The 15,421-nt window shown below is 61.9% G+C and carries 14 protein-coding genes and 1 tRNA gene; 4 read left to right on the forward strand and 11 right to left on the reverse strand.

Annotated elements, in window-relative coordinates:
- Positions 1-2: 2 nt before the first annotated feature.
- Genes PH603_RS01655 through ccmA form a run of 3 tightly spaced genes read right to left on the reverse strand, consistent with a single transcriptional unit; the run spans position 3 to position 2,120 of the window.
- Complete coding sequence (locus PH603_RS01655; RefSeq protein ID WP_289504182.1) at positions 3-722, reverse strand: heme ABC transporter permease; 720 nt, start codon at positions 720-722, stop codon at positions 3-5.
- Between the two features lie 55 nt (positions 723-777).
- Positions 778-1,446, reverse strand: a complete 669-nt coding sequence (gene ccmB, locus PH603_RS01660; protein ID WP_289504183.1) for a heme exporter protein CcmB — start codon at positions 1,444-1,446, stop codon at positions 778-780.
- Positions 1,443-2,120 carry a heme ABC exporter ATP-binding protein CcmA gene (gene ccmA / locus PH603_RS01665; RefSeq protein WP_289504184.1) on the reverse strand — a complete coding sequence of 226 codons (678 nt, stop codon included), beginning with the start codon at positions 2,118-2,120 and terminating at the stop codon, positions 1,443-1,445. Before ccmA ends, ccmB begins: the two co-directional genes overlap by 4 nt.
- 134 nt (positions 2,121-2,254) lie before the next feature.
- On the opposite strand from ccmA, the gene PH603_RS01670 reads away from it, so the two are divergent.
- A complete protein-coding gene (locus tag PH603_RS01670; protein WP_289504185.1) occupies positions 2,255-3,724 on the forward strand; it encodes a phospholipase D-like domain-containing protein in 1,470 nt (489 codons plus the stop codon).
- Between the two features lie 3 nt (positions 3,725-3,727).
- On the opposite strand, the gene PH603_RS01675 is transcribed toward PH603_RS01670, so the two are convergent.
- The 4 genes from PH603_RS01675 to PH603_RS01690 form a co-directional block, all read right to left on the reverse strand.
- Positions 3,728-4,261, reverse strand: a complete 534-nt coding sequence (locus PH603_RS01675) for an Mpo1 family 2-hydroxy fatty acid dioxygenase (RefSeq protein ID WP_289504186.1) — start codon at positions 4,259-4,261, stop codon at positions 3,728-3,730.
- Between the two features lie 58 nt (positions 4,262-4,319).
- Positions 4,320-5,510: a Na+/H+ antiporter NhaA gene (gene nhaA, locus PH603_RS01680; protein WP_289504187.1), complete on the reverse strand. Its 1,191-nt coding sequence runs from the start codon at positions 5,508-5,510 to the stop codon at positions 4,320-4,322.
- A 94-nt stretch (positions 5,511-5,604) separates the two neighbouring features.
- Positions 5,605-7,299, reverse strand: a complete 1,695-nt coding sequence (locus tag PH603_RS01685; RefSeq protein ID WP_289504188.1) for a diguanylate cyclase — start codon at positions 7,297-7,299, stop codon at positions 5,605-5,607.
- 202 nt (positions 7,300-7,501) lie between these two features.
- Positions 7,502-7,578: transfer RNA gene (locus PH603_RS01690), tRNA-Arg, on the reverse strand.
- 122 nt (positions 7,579-7,700) lie between these two features.
- Between PH603_RS01690 and PH603_RS01695 the strand changes: the two genes are divergently transcribed.
- Genes PH603_RS01695 through PH603_RS01705 form a run of 3 tightly spaced genes read left to right on the forward strand, consistent with a single transcriptional unit; the run spans position 7,701 to position 10,555 of the window.
- Entirely contained in the window at positions 7,701-8,177 is a 477-nt protein-coding gene (locus PH603_RS01695; RefSeq protein WP_289504189.1) for a cupin domain-containing protein, read from the forward strand.
- 49 nt (positions 8,178-8,226) lie between these two features.
- Positions 8,227-9,786: an ATP-binding protein gene (locus tag PH603_RS01700; RefSeq protein WP_289504190.1), complete on the forward strand. Its 1,560-nt coding sequence runs from the start codon at positions 8,227-8,229 to the stop codon at positions 9,784-9,786.
- A 1-nt stretch (position 9,787) separates the two neighbouring features.
- Positions 9,788-10,555, forward strand: coding sequence for a thermonuclease family protein (locus tag PH603_RS01705; protein WP_289504191.1), 768 nt, complete (start codon positions 9,788-9,790; stop codon positions 10,553-10,555).
- A 67-nt stretch (positions 10,556-10,622) separates the two neighbouring features.
- Here the strand turns inward: PH603_RS01705 and PH603_RS01710 are convergent, their stop codons facing one another.
- The 4 genes from PH603_RS01710 to PH603_RS01725 form a co-directional block, all read right to left on the reverse strand.
- The gene (locus PH603_RS01710; RefSeq protein WP_289504192.1) at positions 10,623-11,126 is read right to left on the reverse strand and encodes a CarD family transcriptional regulator; all 504 of its coding nucleotides are present in this window, start codon (positions 11,124-11,126) and stop codon (positions 10,623-10,625) included.
- Between the two features lie 390 nt (positions 11,127-11,516).
- Complete coding sequence (gene fdxA, locus PH603_RS01715; RefSeq protein WP_289504193.1) at positions 11,517-11,852, reverse strand: ferredoxin FdxA; 336 nt, start codon at positions 11,850-11,852, stop codon at positions 11,517-11,519.
- 98 nt (positions 11,853-11,950) lie between these two features.
- On the reverse strand, positions 11,951-12,340 hold the full coding sequence (locus PH603_RS01720) for an RNA-binding S4 domain-containing protein (RefSeq protein WP_289504194.1): 390 nt from the start codon (positions 12,338-12,340) through the stop codon (positions 11,951-11,953).
- Positions 12,341-12,349: 9 nt separating this feature from the next.
- Complete coding sequence (locus PH603_RS01725) at positions 12,350-15,205, reverse strand: helicase-related protein (RefSeq protein ID WP_289504195.1); 2,856 nt, start codon at positions 15,203-15,205, stop codon at positions 12,350-12,352.
- Between the last annotated feature and the right edge of the window lie 216 nt (positions 15,206-15,421).

A 15,421-nucleotide genomic window follows, 5' to 3' on the forward strand; every position in this document is an offset into this window, starting at 1 on the left:
GGTCAGATCCCCCTCAGCGACTGGCGCATCACGGCGGCCTTGCGGCGGTCGATTTCCAGCTTCATGCGGATGAGGAATATCCAGACGAAATAGGCCTGAAAGGCAAGCGCCATGATGAAAAGCGGGGTCAGCATGCTGCCATCGATGGTGGAGCCGCCCATGCGCATCACGCTGGCGGGCTGATGGAGCGTGTTCCACCAGTCGACCGAGAATTTGATGATCGGGATATTCACGACACCGACAAGCGCGAGGATCGATGCGGCGCGGCCCGCCTTTTCCTCATCCTCGATCGCGCGGTCGAGCGCCATATAGCCGAGATAGAGGAAGAACAGCACGAGCACCGAGGTAAGCCGCCCGTCCCACACCCAGAAGGTGCCCCACATAGGCTTGCCCCAGAGGCTGCCAGTGACAAGCGCGAGGGCTGTGAAGGTAGCGCCAATCGGGGCTGCAGCCCGGCCCGCCAGCTGGGCCAGCGGATGGCGCCACACCAGCGCCGTGAAGGCAGCACCCGCCATCACCATATAGGTGAACATCGACATCCAGGCAGCGGGCACATGCAGATACATGATCCGCACGCTTTCGCCCTGCTGGTAATCCGGCGGGCTGGCAACCAGTGCGAGCCAGAGGCCGGGAATGAGCGCCAGTATAGTCACCCACCGGGCCCAGGGCAGGATCCGGTCGGCAAGGGCGCCGAAGCGCGCGGGATTGGCATACTTGTGCATGCGCTTTACCTACATTCCCCGCGTGGCTGCGGCAAGTGCGACATCATGTCTCGCCTCATTCAAGCGAAAGCCGGATCGCGGCGGCGGCGGCCAGCGGCGCAACGGCGAGCGAGACAAGCGTGACCGCCCCGAGCATGGCAAGGTGCGGCAGCGGATCGGCGAAACCGGCGGCGGCTTCCACCGCACCGGTCGCAAAAATCAGCACCGGCACATAAAGGGGCAGCACCAGAAGCGCCATCAGCGCCCCGCCCCGCCGTACGGCAACGGTGAGCGCCGCGCCAATCGCGCCGATCAGGCTGAGGGCGGGTGTGCCGACAAAAAGCGTGATGACAAGCATGCCATAGGCCTTGTCCGGCAGGTTCATCAGGATGCCAAGGAACGGGGTGACCAGCACCAGGGGCACAAGGGTCGCCAGCCAGTGCGCCAGCACCTTGGCCGTCACCACGAAACCGAGCGGCAGGGGCGACAGGGCAAGATCATCAAGACTGCCGTCTTCATAATCGGCCTGAAAAAGCCGGTCGAGCGACAGGAGCGAGGCGAGAAGCGCGAAAAGCCAAAGCATGCCGGGCGCAATGCGGGCGAGCGTCTGGGGGGCCGGGCCAATCGCGAAGGCCGTCAGCGTGACCGCCATCAGGAAGAAGGCGAGGCCGAGCGCTGCCGATCCGCCCTGCGACCAGGCCAGCGCCATATCGCGCCGCACGATGGCGAAGAAGCTGCTGCTCATACCCAGCCCTCCGCGTAGCTGACCCGGCGGGGGGCGTGGGCATCCATATCGAGCCGGTCGCCTTCTGCGGCAATCGGATCGTGGCTTGCCGCGATCACCATGCCACCACGGGCGCGGTGATCGGCAATCAGGGCTTCAAGTGCTGCGCGGTTATCGGTATCGAGCCCGACGGTCGGCTCGTCCATCAGCCACAGCGGGCGCGGGGCGAGGCAGAAGCGCATGAGCGCCGCCCGGTGGCGCTGCCCGCTTGAAAAGCAGCGGATGGGCTCATCCAAGAGATTGACCATGCCGAAACGTTTCGCAGCCGCCACCAGCAAGTCGTCCGGCACATCGTGCCCCATGATGGCGGCCCAGTGGCGACAGGCGGCAGCCAGCGTTTCCACCGGCTTCAGGCCGAACTGGTGCCCCTGATAAATGAGCAAGCCTTGTGCTGCAAGATCGCCGGGGGCCAGCCGCGCCTCCCCCCACGAAAGATGCCCGCCGACCGGTGGCAATAACCCGGCGATAGCGCGAATGAGTGTGGATTTGCCGCTGCCGTTCCGTCCGGCCAGCAGCAGAAAGCCGCCGGGCGCAAGCGTGAAGGAGACACCCTCGAACACGCGGCGGCCACCGCGCACCGCCGAAAGGCCTTCGGCGGCAAGGGTTGCAGGCATGGTGGCAAGGGGTAGGTTCATGGCGGCACGCTAGCCGCAAGTGCAGAAACTGGCAAGGATTTGGCGAAGGCTCGCGACCAGCAGTCAGAAGTTTGCCCTTGCAGGCAGGCGCCGCGCTTTCTAGCTTCGGGCAAAGCCTTTCCGGGAACAAGGGCATGGAAACAGGCACAGCATTATCGGGCGATCCGGTCGCCGGCGGGATCCTTGTCACGCTGGGTGGCCTTGGCGCGCTTGTGATGGCAAGCGTGCATATCCTGCGCACGCGGGATGATGTGCGCTCGGCCGCCGCATGGCTCGGCATCGTCTGGCTTGTGCCTGTTGTAGGCCTTCTTCTGTATCTGTTGTTCGGGATCAACCGGATCCAGCGCCGCGCCGTGATCGAGCGCCGCAAGCGCGGCCTCGCCCCGCGCACCACGGGCCCGACTGACCTCGAAGGCTTGACACTCGCCGACCTTTTGCCCGGTGCCCGCCAGCGCTGGCAGGCCCATGACCGGCTCGCCGCCCGTGTCAGCCGCCAGCCGCTGACCACCGGCAACCGTATCTTGCCGCTAATCGGCGGGCGGGCGGCCTATGCCGAAATGATCGCGGCCATCGACCGCGCCGAGCGCACGGTGGCGCTGACCACCTATATCTTTCAGGCCGATGCCGCCGGCCGCCGTTTCGTCGCTGCCCTGTCGCGCGCCAAGGCGCGGGGTGTGGAAGTGCGGGTGCTGGTCGATGCTGTCGGCAACCTTTATGGCTTCAAGCCGGTCACCGGCCTTCTGAAACGCCGGGGCGTGCCGGTTGCGGCCTTCAATCCGGCGCGCTTCTCGTGGCGGATTGCCTTCTTCAATCTCAGGACCCACCGCAAGCTGCTGATCGTTGATGGTGCCACGGGCTTTGCCGGCGGCATGAATATCCGGCGCGATCATCTGGAAGGACGGGACGGCCAGCCGAAGGTGATGGACACCCATTTCCGGCTGGACGGGCCGATTGTCGCGCAGCTCACCGAAGCCTTTGCCGATGACTGGGCCTTTTCGACCGGTGAAGTACTGGAGGATGCCTGGTATCCACCCGCCGAACCTGCCGAAGCGGGGCATGAGACCGCCCGCGCCATCGCCGACGGGCCCGACGCACGCATGCCCCGTACAGCCACGATCCTTGAAAGCGCTATTGCTTCGGCGCGGCGCCGCGTGCTGATCGTCACCCCCTATTTCCTGCCACCGGCTGGCCTGACCGAAGCCTTGCGGCTTGCTGCCCTGCGCGGGGTGGAGGTCGAGATCGTGGTGCCGTGGAAGAACAACCTGCCGCTTTTCAACATGACAATGCTCGCCGGCATCGCGCCCATTCTGGCAAGCGGTTGCCGCCTGCATCTGGTGCCCGGGCCGTTTGATCATTCGAAGCTGACGGTGATTGACGGCACATGGGCGCTGGTTGGCTCGTCCAACTGGGACGCGCGCTCGCTGCGGCTGAATTTCGAGTTCAATGTGGAAGCTTACGGCGCCGAGCTGGCCGCAATCCTTGAAAAACGGATCGACAGCCGCATCGAAGGCGCCAAACAGATGACGCTTGCCGACCTCAAGGCCCGGCCGGTGACGGCACGGGCTCTCGGTCGCGTTCTGTGGCTGATGAGCCCTTACCTGTAGGCTTTATTCCGCCGCTTGCTGTTCGCCCGCCGGCAGGAAACGGCCCTTGCGGGCTTCGATCTCGGCAAGCAGCCCTTTTTCGAGCCCCAGCCGAAACAGGATTTCGGCAATCAGGAAGGCGGGCGCCATGAAAATCTGGGTGAGGTTGGTGAAAAGCGCCGGACGGCGGCCTTCGAAATAATGACCGACAAACTGGATGATCCAGCCCACCACAAAGAGGACAGCGAAGCTTTTGACCGCAAAGCCGGTGCCATAGCCCGCCAGATGCTCGGCGCCGTAAAGAAGCGCGCCATAGAGAAGCACGGCAACGATGCCAACAAGCGGCGCCATCAGCACATAATAAAGCAGCAGCAAGCCGATCATCAGCCCGGCGAGCGTCAGGGCGCCGACCTCGAATTCCACAAGGCGCACTGGCGCCATCAGCACCATCAGCGAAAAGACGATCATCGGCACGCCCAGATGATGGGTCGCCTCGTTGCGCTTGTCGCGGTGATAGGCCGCATACATGGCAAGCTGATCCAAGAACCATTCACGCATCATCATCCCTCCCCAGATATGGACACGGGGGCAAGGCTAGGCGCGGGGCGGCTGCGAATCAAGCTTTCTCGGCGGCCTTTGGCAAGCTGAGCGCCAGGATCAGATAGCCAAGAAGGCCCGAGGCAAGCGAACCGACGACGATGCCGAGGCGCTCGTCGACAATCGCATCAAGGGCTGCCTGCTCGAACGCCAGCGAGCCGATGAAAAGGCTCATGGTGAAGCCGACGCCGGCGAGCACCGAAACCCCATAGAAGGACCCCCTGTTCGATCCTTCCGGCAGTTTAGCGAGGCCGAGGAGAATGCCAAGCCCGCAAAAGGCGACGATACCCAGCTGCTTTCCGACAAAAAGCCCGGCAGCGATGCCAACCGGAATGGGGTGCAGCAAGGCATCAAGCCCGAGCCCCGCAAAGGCGATACCGCCGTTACAAAAGGCAAACACGGGCAGGATCACATAGGCGACCGCCGCATGCAGGTCTTCCTCGAGGTCCCGCAAGGGGGAATGCTCGGGGTCGGCCGGATTGTTGATCGGGATGAAGAAGGCGAGTACCACACCTGCAAGCGTGGCGTGAACCCCGGATTTCAGGAGCCCGATCCACATCACGGCACCCGCCACGAAATAAAGGCTGCGCGACATCACACCGAACCGGTTGAGGCAGAAAAGCACGGCCACCATCAGGGTCGCGACCGCAAGCGCGGTGAGTGAAATCTGGCTCGTATAGAAAAAGGCGATGATCAGGATGGCGCCAAGGTCATCGAAAATGGCAAGCGAGGTGAGAAACACCTTGAGGGCGAGCGGCACCCGGCTGCCGAACAGCGCGAGGATACCAAGCGCGAACGCAATATCCGTCGCCGCCGGGATGGCCCAGCCCTGCAGGGCAACCGGGTCGTGCCAGTTGAAAAAGGCATAAAGGCCCGCCGGCACCACCATGCCACCAATGGCGCCCAGAAGCGGCAGGATGATGGCGCGGCGATCGGCCAGCTCGCCTTCAACGAATTCTCGCTTCAATTCGAGCCCGACGAGCAGGAAGAAAACAGCCATCAGCCCGTCATTCACCCAAAGAAGAAGTGGTTTATGGATGGCAAGTGCGCCCACCTGCACGGCAACGGGTGTATCGAGAAGGAGGCCATAAGCGGGTGCGAGCGGCGAGTTGGCAGCGATCATGGCGAGCACCGCGGCCCCCATGAGGAGAAGACCCGCTGTCTGTTCCTGTTTCAGGAATGCCTGCAGGAATGCCGCCGCCGATTTCATCCGATCTCCCTCCGTCCAGAAAATATGTCACCGCCATGTGGGGACATCGGGTTGCCTTGCCAAGAGGATGATACGCGAATTTCGACACTATGGTTCAGGCGGCGACCCGGTTTCGACCCGATTGTTTGGCGCGGTACAGGGCCTTGTCAGCGACGCTCAGAAGCTCGTCAACGTTCGCGGCGCTATTGTCGGGGAAGCTGGCAATGCCGATACTGATCGTCACCTGCAGCGGCAAGCCGTGTTCAGAGGTCATGTTGGCGCGCTCGATGCTGAAACGCAGGCGTTCAGCCAGCACTTCGGCTTGCGTCGCACCGGTCTCCGGCATCAGGACAGCAAACTCCTCGCCCCCGATGCGGCCGAGAATATCGGTGGACCGCAGCAGTTTTGCGGCAATCGATGCCACCGCCTTGATCACGATATCGCCCGTCGGGTGGCCGTAACTGTCGTTGACCGCCTTGAAATGGTCGATATCGAAAATCATCAGGCTGAGCGGCCGGCCATACCGCTTGGCCTGCAGGAAAGATTCGGTCGCGCGCTCATTGAAATAGCGGCGGTTGAAACTGCCTGTCATTGCGTCGGTATTGGCAAGGGCCTGCAGCTTTTCCTCATAAACGATGCGATCCCGGATATCGCGAAGGGCACATACATTCAGGCTTTTACCGTCGAATTCGGTTTCGCCCGCTTTGATCTCCACCGGGATGATTGTGCCATCTAGCGCCCGGGCATTCATAGGGACGGCATCGGCGTCGGCACCCGTATAGGCAACGCCATTGACCTCCGGCACGCCAATGTCGCCGGGCAGGATCAGATGAATCGAACACCCGACCAACGTCTTGCCGTCGTTCGAGAAAAGCTTGTTCGCGGCCTGGTTTGCTTCATGAATGAGGCCCTTCGCATCATAGACCATGATAGCCGCACGCGACGTGTTGAGGATGACCTGCAGTTTCCGGCGGTTCGCATGCATCTCGCGGTGCACGGCCTGGAACCGGTAAAGCACGATGCCGCTGAGCAAGGCCACCGCATTCGCGATCAGCGTCAGGAAAGTAAGCCAGCTGTCGCCTTTGCTGGCCGCAAGAGCCGGCTGGACCGAGATTTCCCACCGCCCCCCCGCCACATCCATGCTGGGCGGCATCACCTTTGGCTGAAACAGGTTCTGGTCACCCCAGATCGGCGAAATCTGCCCGTCGTCACCACTCACCGCCCGAAGCGCGAATTTCACGTCACGTGCTGCCGGCGAACGCGCAACGCCCACTGCCAGTTCCTTGATATCGATCACGAGGCTGATGATACCCCAATAGTCGCCGCTCTCTAGGAACACCGGCGTTCTGGCAACAAGGCCAATCCCCCCTTGGACTAGCGGCAGCGGCCCCGAGATAACTGTGGTGCGCGACGCAATGGCGCGCTGAACCTGCGGCCACTGGGTTGAAATATCGGGATAATAGATGCCGATAGCACCTTCGTTGCCCTCAAGGGGATAGACATAATCAAGCCGGTTATCGGGCGCCACGCCGATATTCCGGATATAGCGCCCAGCGCGGAAAACACCCTGCATGGCGGCATGCAGGTCTTCCCGGTTTACATCATCGACAGAGGCGATATAGGCAACAAGACCCGTAGAGAGATAGACGTTGGATTTAAGTTCCGTTTCAAACTTCGACAGGATCGCCACACCGGCGCTGTTAGCTGTGTTTTGCTCCTGCAGACGGGTCCGTTCCCGTTCGCTGCTCGCCAGCGTGTTCACGAGCACCGCAAGCGCAAGCCAAAGGACGAGTGAGGGGACAAAGCGCAAGGCCGTCCGTATCCAGCGTCTTGTTTTCACTTTTCCGATCACTAACAACAGCGGCTTCCCATCGCACGTCGGGCGGAAAATTCACAAGATGCTATGTTTGCACAAGATTCTTCAATAAACGTTAATCATGTTGGCTGAAGGCGTGACATGGTCCTGCACCGATATGGGGCAGCCAGAATGATCGCCAGATTGCGGGAAATATTGGTGACCCCGACAGGATTCGAACCTGTGGCCCCCAGATTAGGAATCTGGTGCTCTATCCAGCTGAGCTACGGGGCCCCATTGCCATGAAGCCGAGGGTCCGTTTACCCTGATCGGGTTCGGGCGTCAACCGCGCCCACCCGGCAGGACGCCAGCGTCCCGCAGGGCTTTCAGCCGGAACCGACAGGGAGAGACGTTCCATGATCTACAGAAAAGCCGGCCGTCTGGCCATCGCCGCCGCAGGCGCACTGTTCTTCGCCGCACCCGCCGCCACCTGCTTCGACGATTCGGTCAATCTCGTGCCGGAAGCCACCGCCAGCGGCGGCAAGCTGCACTATTATCCGAACGCCGAACAGCTGGGTGCCCTTTTTGCCCGCCCCAACGCCGTTAAAAGTGCCGAAGACGGACAGACCACAGAAGACCTGATGGTTTTCATCTCGAAGGGTCGGCAGGTTGACCTCGGCTTCTATGACGCCACTGCATCGCGCTGGGATATCGATCATTATAGCGTCGACGAATTCATGTATTTCCTTGAAGGCGGCGTCACGCTCACCGGAGCTGATGGCAGCGTGACCGAGGTGAAGGCAGGCGACGCCGTTTTCATCGAAAAAGGCTGGAAAGGCGTTTGGGAAACAAGCGGATACCGAAAAATCTATGTGATTTACCAGAATGAGTGAGTAAGCTCCCGTTCAGCAGTGTCCCACGGTCGGCGAGGCAAGGTTTTCAATGGAATTCCGCAGACTGGTCATTCCCGTCTTTCTGGCGATCGGTCTTTCCGTCGCCTCGTTGATGGTGACGGTGATCTATCTGGCAAGTGAAGAGGACGAGATCGCCCTGCAGAATGAGGGACGCTCGCTGAAGCTTGCTGTTGGCAACCTGCGGTCCGAATTCGAAGCCCTTGCCGAAGACTATGCCTGGTGGGACGATTTCGTCATCAACACCTTGATCGAGTACGACAAGGGCTGGATCGACCGCAACGTTGGCGCCACGGTCGACGGCACCCTGCATGTGGATAGTGTGCTGATCGTCGGCTATGCCGGCGCCGACCTTGGCACCTATATCCCGGCCGGTATGCCGAGCCGCCAGGCCTGGATGCAATCGACAGCCGGGCGGGTCATTCTTGCCATTGCGCGCAATTCTGCCCTGCCAACCCGCAGCGGTTTTGTCCGGATCGCAGATGAGTTGTATCTTGTTGTCGTGTCCCCTGTCCTGCCTGTCTCTGAAATGCCGTCATGGCAGGAACTGCCCCCTGACAGGCATGCCACGCTCGTCATGGTTCGCGCCATGCGGGCGGAGGACTGGAGTAACGTAGGCGGGGGCGCCAATATCGATAACCTCAGGCTTGATGACGGCAACTTCAACCAAACTGAACATGTGTTGTACGGCATCGACGATGCACCGATTGCCAGCCTGACCTGGGTCCCGCGAGAGCCGGGCCGGCGCATGCTTCTGAATGCGGCGACCCCCACGGTGACACTGCTGGTCCTCCTGGGGATTGTTGTAGCGCTTTTCGTGCGCCGTGCATCGGCGCTTGTGGACCAGCTTGAATTGGCAAGCAGGGGAAAATCGGATTTTCTGGCCTCCATGAGCCATGAAATCCGCACGCCGATGACCGCGATCCTCGGTTTTACCGATCTGCTGAAGTCCGAAGCCTTCGGGCCGCTTGGCAGCGAGAAGAACCGCGAATATCTGGGGCTTGTCGCCGAAAGCGGCCAGCATCTTCTGGCCATCATCAATGATATTCTGGACCTTTCGAAGCTTGAGGCCGGACGTTTCGAGCTCTCGCCCGATCAGGTCGACCCATCCGAGATTGTGGAAGCCGTGCTTGGCATGTTCGAAGCTGCTGCCCGTACGAAAGAAATCACCTTCGAGGAAAGGTGTGAATTCGCCCAGATCGAATCCGACGCCCGCGTGATGCGACAGGTGCTGATCAATGTGGTGTCCAACGCCCTGAAATTCACACCCACAGGCGGCACCATCAGCATCGCGGGAGAGCTGACCAGCACCCGCTATGCCATCACGGTCACCGATACCGGCTATGGCATGTCGGACGAGGATCTTTCCCGCGCCATGGAGATTTTCGGGCAGGCGGACGATATCCGGGTGCGCCGCCAGCAGGGCACCGGGCTTGGTTTGCCGCTTGTACAGCGCTTCATGCAGCTGATGGGCGGATCGCTCGATATCCAGTCGCGGGTCGGTGAGGGCACGATCGTGCGCCTGAACTTCCCGCTCGCCGGGCTGCCGCGCAAGGGCAAACGCCCGAAAATGACCAAGACAGAAGGCTGAGGTGGTCACAATCATCGTCGCACTTCTCGCCGTCCTTGGCCTTTCCGGCCTGCCGGAGGGCCTGACGTCTTGTGGCGGTGGCCGGGTAACAATGATCACAAGCGGCGATCAGCTCACACTTGAAGACGGCACCAAGGTTCGCCTCGCCCATATCCTTGCGCCCCGTGTCGCAGCGCCCAAAAGCCCCCATGAGGACTGGCCGCACGCAAAGGTCGCGAAAGCAGCGCTTGAACGGCTGGCCCTTGAAAGAACCGTATCCCTTCACTGTGAAAGCAATCGACCCGACCGGCACGGCGCACTTGTCGCCCATGTGGTGCAGGACGGTGAATGGCTGCAGGCCCGACTGGTAGCGGAGGGCGCGGCTTTCGCCTACGCCCGCCCCGGTGAGAAGATCTCGGTTCCCGCGCTCATCGATATGGCAAACACCGCCCGCGACGCCAAGGCCGGCCTCTGGTCGCTGCGGGCCTATGCGCCAACGAGCGCTGAGAATGCGGGTAGTGTAACGGGCCGGTTCGCACTGGTCGAAGGAACGGTCCTGAAGGCCGCAAAGGCCGGCGACAGGCTCTATCTGAATTTCGGTGAGGATTACCGACGCGACTTCACAGTCGAAATCCCCAAACGGCTGGCGGAGCGCATGGCGGCCATTGGCAATGATCCGCTTGCGCTCACCGGGCGCAAGGTGCGGGTCACCGGTTTTGTCGACTGGAAAGGCGGGCCGCACATTGCGCTCACCCACCCCGACCAGCTGGAAACTTTACCTCCGGAATGAAACAAGGCCCGGCCCCAATGAAGGGATGCCGAGCCTTGCTCAGGAGTAAAGCTATGTCTGCCTTATATCAGGCAGCCAGTTCCTTTTCGAGGCGCACGATGGCGGCTGCCTCGTCGATATCCTCAACAGCGGCAAGTTCGCGTGCCAGACGACCAAGGGCCGCTTCATAGATCTGGCGCTCGCTGTAGGACTGTTCGGGCTGGTCGGCACCGCGGTGCAGGTCGCGCACCACTTCGGCGATCGACACAAGGTCGCCCGAATTGATCTTGGCTTCGTATTCTTGGGCGCGGCGGCTCCACATGGTCCGCTTTACCTTGGCCTTGCCCTTCAGCGTCGTGAAGGCTTCCTTCAGGGTCGCTTCGGACGACAGGCGGCGCATGCCACTGCCATCAGCCTTGTTGGTCGGCACACGCAGGGTCATCCGTTCTTTTTCGAAGCGGATCACATAAAGCTCCAGCTTCATGCCTGCGATTTCCTGGCTTTCCAGCTCGACGATGCGGCCAACGCCATGTTTCGGATAGACGATATAATCACCCACAGCAAAGGGATGCTTACTCGGTTTGCTTGCCATAACGGTAATCAGTCCTTTTCCATTATACTGTGCGGCGCTCTCGGTGCCGGGGCAGTTTCCTGCAGTACGGCGCCTTAGGCCGCCGGGTGGATGTCCCGCGATGCTCCACCCGCAGAGGCATCGCCACCCTTGACCGGACTCTGGAACCAAAGCCAGGCATTCGAGCGACGACTTTATGTTTGATTGATGGCACGGACCATCGTGACCCGGGCCGTGAATTGGCTTTAGGGCACTATCGCGGGGGATTGTAACACAAGTTCAACAAAAAAAGTAGCCCCCGCAGGGGCTATTCTTCAAAAAATTCGCAGAATTCCGGGGCTCACGGCGGATTCTGTGCAGTGCAACAGAGATGGCCGCGAATAGTCCTTGCGAGTCAAGCGGCTACAGGAATCAGCTGCCCTGGCCGGGTTTCGGGGACAGGAGATCTTTCTTGCCCGGCTTGCCCTTCCAGTCTTCCGCATCGGCAGGCGCATCGCCTTTCACCGTGATATTCGGCCAGTCTTCGGAATATTTGGCATTGAGCTCCAGCCATTCCTCAAGGCCGTCCTCGGTATCGGGCAGGATCGCCTCGGCCGGGCACTCGGGCTCGCACACACCGCAGTCAATGCATTCATTGGGATTGATGACGAGCATGTTCTCGCCTTCATAGAAGCAGTCGACAGGACAAACCTCGACGCAATCCATGAATTTGCAATTGATGCAGGCCTCGGTAACGACATAGGCCATTGGTGTCTCCTATTCCTCAATCGGCTGCGCGCTCAAATAGTTCAATGCGGTTTAGCGCAAAAAAGCATGCGCCCGCAACGGCCTTTTCACCGGAACACTCAGTCGTCACCCGCGCGCAGGCGGTCCATCGCGCGGCGCTCGGCCTTTGTGGGGCGCCCTGTACCGGCATCCCGGGCCGCGACAGGCGCCGGAATATCGGGGTCATCGCGCTTCGGGGGTGGCGGGCTCAGGTCCTCATACAGGGCTTGGGCTTCCGGGGCCGGGCCACGGCGGACCCCCAGCTCCAGCACCTTGACCGTGAAGAGGCGTTCGCCGCGTGCGAAGGTGAGGATATCGCCAACCTTGACGGTGGCCGCCGCCTTCGCAACATGGCCGCCATTGAGCCGCACCTTGTGGCCGCGGCACGCCTCGGCGGCCAGGCTGCGCGACTTGAAAAAGCGCGCAAACCAGAGCCATTTGTCGAGCCGGAGGCTGGTACCGTCAGCCATCGAGGGGGCCTATTTCTTGCGGGAAAGCTGGTCCTTGAGCCCGGCGAGTGCCGCGAAGGGCGAATCAGGGTCCATCGGCTTTTCCGGACGGGCTTCACGTTTGGGGCCGCGATGGTCGCCGCGCGGCTTGCCGCCCCGCTCGTTCCGCTCGCCTTTGGGGCCGCCGCGATGCTCACCGCCACCATGACGCTTGCCACCCGGGTTCGGTTTGCCGCCACCACGCTTGCGGTCACCGCCTTCAGGACGGGGACGACGCGCCGGTGCCCAGTGGAAGACATAGCGTTCAACCATTTCAGGCTCGGCACCCGCAGCCACCGCTTCAGCAGGCACCTCAGCCGGTACTTCGACCGGCGCAGCGTCTTCGGCCACAGCCGGAGCCGCTTCTTCGCCTTCAGCAACAGGGGCAGCTTCCGCCTCAGCCGCCACGGGGGCCGCCTTCGGCACCACGGGCAGGGAGCGAATCTCGTGACCGTAACCGATAGCCTGCATGACAGCGGCGAAATCTTCGCCCGACAGGCCGACAAGGCCCATGATTTCGGGCGTGACTTCGAACCAGTCACCCGCAGAGCCGAGCGGACGCACGGCATCGGCCAGGCGTTCCATCATGTCCATGCGGACGGCTTTTTTGCCGGCAAGGCGGAAACCGCCGAGATTGTAGAAATCGACCGGGGCTGTTGCTTCGGCCTCAACCCACACCATGCCCGGCGTCGGGATCGGCGGCAGGGCAGCCTGACCCGTTTTCATCGCCCACATCATCAGGCGCAGCTCGGTGGCGTGCGGCTTCAGGAGGAGCGGCATGTAAAGGCTGAAGGCGCCGATGCGGATGCCGAAACGGCGCAGACCCTTGCGGGCATCCTGATCCAGCGACTTGAGATCGGAAGCCACATCAGCGCGGCTCAGTACGCCGAAACCTTCAACGAGGCGGTAAGCGATACCGCGCACCGTGCCCGAAAGCGCTTCGGCGCCTTCCGGAGCCTCGATTTCGCCGTTCAGTTCACGGGCAAGATTGACCAGCGGACCGAGCTTGTCGGTCACCCGCTCATCAAGCCATTCCTGCGTCTTCGACAGCACGAGATCGGCATTGTCGCCGTCCAGAAGGACATCGCGCGCCAGTTTTGCCCGCGGCGCGAACATCGCACCCGAATCATGAACCGTCGCAACGACCGCCCCTTCCCACAAGAGGCGCGGGAAAGCGAGGCCTTCGGAAAAGTCGAGGGAAAGCGTCTTGTAGCCTACATTGGCAAAGAGCTTGGCCCGGCGGGTCATCTCGGCGCCGAGGGCTGCTTGCGCTGCCGCTTCGAGGGTGCGCTGATCGCTCCCTGCTGCACCCGGTTCCGCCTTGAAGGAGAAGCCATGAAGTTCGCCGATGTCATGTCCTTCGACAGACACCTGATTGGTCTCGTTATCGATGCTCACGCTGAGTTCGCCCCTTTGCCTGAGCGAGCGCATCAGGACGGCGGTGCGCCTGTCCACAAAGCGCTGGGTTAATTGTTCATGCAGGGCGTCGGAAAGTTTGTCTTCCACCCCGCGCGTCACATGGGCCCAATGGGCCGCGTCCGCGAGCCAGCTTTTCTTGTGGGAAATATAGGTCCACACCCGAATGCTGGCGATGCGACCGGCCAAGGTATCTATGTCGCCTACGATATTGTCAAGGCGCTTCACCTCCCGCGCGATCCAGTCATGCGGGATGGTACCGGTTTCCCCCATCAGGGCTTCATACAGTCGCCGCACCAGATGCAGGTGGTCATCCATGTGAAGTTTGCGGAAATCCGGGACCTGACAGGCGTCCCAGAGCGCCCGGACAGCCGCCTCGCTCTTGGCGAGCCCGCTGATTGCCGGATCGGCCGCCAGCGCCTTCAGGGTGCGCACATCAACCGCATCATGGGCCCGCATCAGCCCTTCGATGCGCGGCGGCGCTTCAAGCGACCATGTCAGGGATTCGATTGAGGAAAAGTCGAGTCGGTGGTTGCGCCATACGATCCGGCGGACGGGTTCGAACGCGTGATCCTCGATCCGCGAGATCATGCCAGGGTCCATGCCATCGGTGCCGGAAAGCGTCGAGAAGGTGCCGTCTTTTTCAAACCGGCCAGCCCGACCGGCGATCTGGGCGGCCTCGGCGGGCGACAGGTGACGGAAGATGCGGCCATCGAATTTGGTGAGCCCCGCGAAGGCCACATGGCCGATATCCATATTAAGGCCCATGCCGATGGCATCGGTGGCGATCAGATAATCGACCTCGCCCGACTGGTACATGCCGACCTGCGCGTTGCGGGTGCGGGGGGAAAGGCCACCCATGACGATGGCAACCCCGCCCTTCTGGCGCCGGGCAAGCTCGGCAAGGCCGTACACATCCGCCGCCGAAAAGCCGACGACGGCGGAGCGGCGCTGCAGCCGCTGCAGGCGCTGCGGCTTGGCGTAGGAAAGCGTCGACAGCCGGGGCCGGCTGATGATTTCCGCGTCCGGCACCAGCTGCTGGATCAGCGGCCGCATGGTATCGGAGCCGAGAAGCAGCGTTTCCGATAGCCCGCGCGTATAAAGAAGGTGTTCGGTGAAAACATGGCCGCGCTCGGGGTCCGCCGCCATCTGGATCTCGTCGATCGCCACGAACTCGACCCCCGCATCGCGCGGCATGGCCTCGGCAGTACAGAGAAAATAGCGCGCGCCCTGCGGCACGATCCGCTCTTCGCCGGTCACAAGCGCCACGCGGGATTTGCCCTTGATCGCGACGACCCGGTCGTAAACCTCGCGCGCCAGAAGTCTCAGCGGAAAGCCCATGGCGCCCGAGGCGTGCGCCAGCATGCGTTCCACGGCATAGTGCGTCTTGCCGGTATTGGTGGGGCCAAGGACGGCCTTGATGATACTCACGCTTCAGGCCCCTCACTGCCGTTCTTGTGGCTGATATAAGGGCGATTGCCCAGCGCGCCAAGCCCGCAGTGGCGCTTTTCGGCCCGGCAAATGGCAGGGCAACGCTTGACTCTTGGCCGCTTTTCTCGTATCCCCCGCGCACTGCTTGCTATCAATGGCGGGCAGATCATAACGATTCCCGGGTTTTGGGCTTTGCCCTCCCCGGCAGAAAAACAA

The sequence above is a fragment of the Gimibacter soli genome (assembly GCF_028463845.1).
In the GTDB taxonomy this organism is placed as follows: domain Bacteria; phylum Pseudomonadota; class Alphaproteobacteria; order Sphingomonadales; family Kordiimonadaceae; genus Gimibacter; species Gimibacter soli.

Coding starts and splice junctions, on each gene's coding strand:
- PH603_RS01655 (WP_289504182.1), bottom strand. CDS start 722: ATGCACAAGTATGCCAATCCCGCGCGCTTCGGCGCCCTTGCCGACCGG.
- ccmB (WP_289504183.1), bottom strand. CDS start 1,446: ATGAGCAGCAGCTTCTTCGCCATCGTGCGGCGCGATATGGCGCTGGCC.
- ccmA (WP_289504184.1), bottom strand. CDS start 2,120: ATGAACCTACCCCTTGCCACCATGCCTGCAACCCTTGCCGCCGAAGGC.
- PH603_RS01670 (WP_289504185.1), top strand. CDS start 2,255: ATGGAAACAGGCACAGCATTATCGGGCGATCCGGTCGCCGGCGGGATC.
- PH603_RS01675 (WP_289504186.1), bottom strand. CDS start 4,261: ATGCGTGAATGGTTCTTGGATCAGCTTGCCATGTATGCGGCCTATCAC.
- nhaA (WP_289504187.1), bottom strand. CDS start 5,510: ATGAAATCGGCGGCGGCATTCCTGCAGGCATTCCTGAAACAGGAACAG.
- PH603_RS01695 (WP_289504189.1), top strand. CDS start 7,701: ATGATCTACAGAAAAGCCGGCCGTCTGGCCATCGCCGCCGCAGGCGCA.
- PH603_RS01700 (WP_289504190.1), top strand. CDS start 8,227: ATGGAATTCCGCAGACTGGTCATTCCCGTCTTTCTGGCGATCGGTCTT.
- PH603_RS01710 (WP_289504192.1), bottom strand. CDS start 11,126: ATGGCAAGCAAACCGAGTAAGCATCCCTTTGCTGTGGGTGATTATATC.
- fdxA (WP_289504193.1), bottom strand. CDS start 11,852: ATGGCCTATGTCGTTACCGAGGCCTGCATCAATTGCAAATTCATGGAT.
- PH603_RS01720 (WP_289504194.1), bottom strand. CDS start 12,340: ATGGCTGACGGTACCAGCCTCCGGCTCGACAAATGGCTCTGGTTTGCG.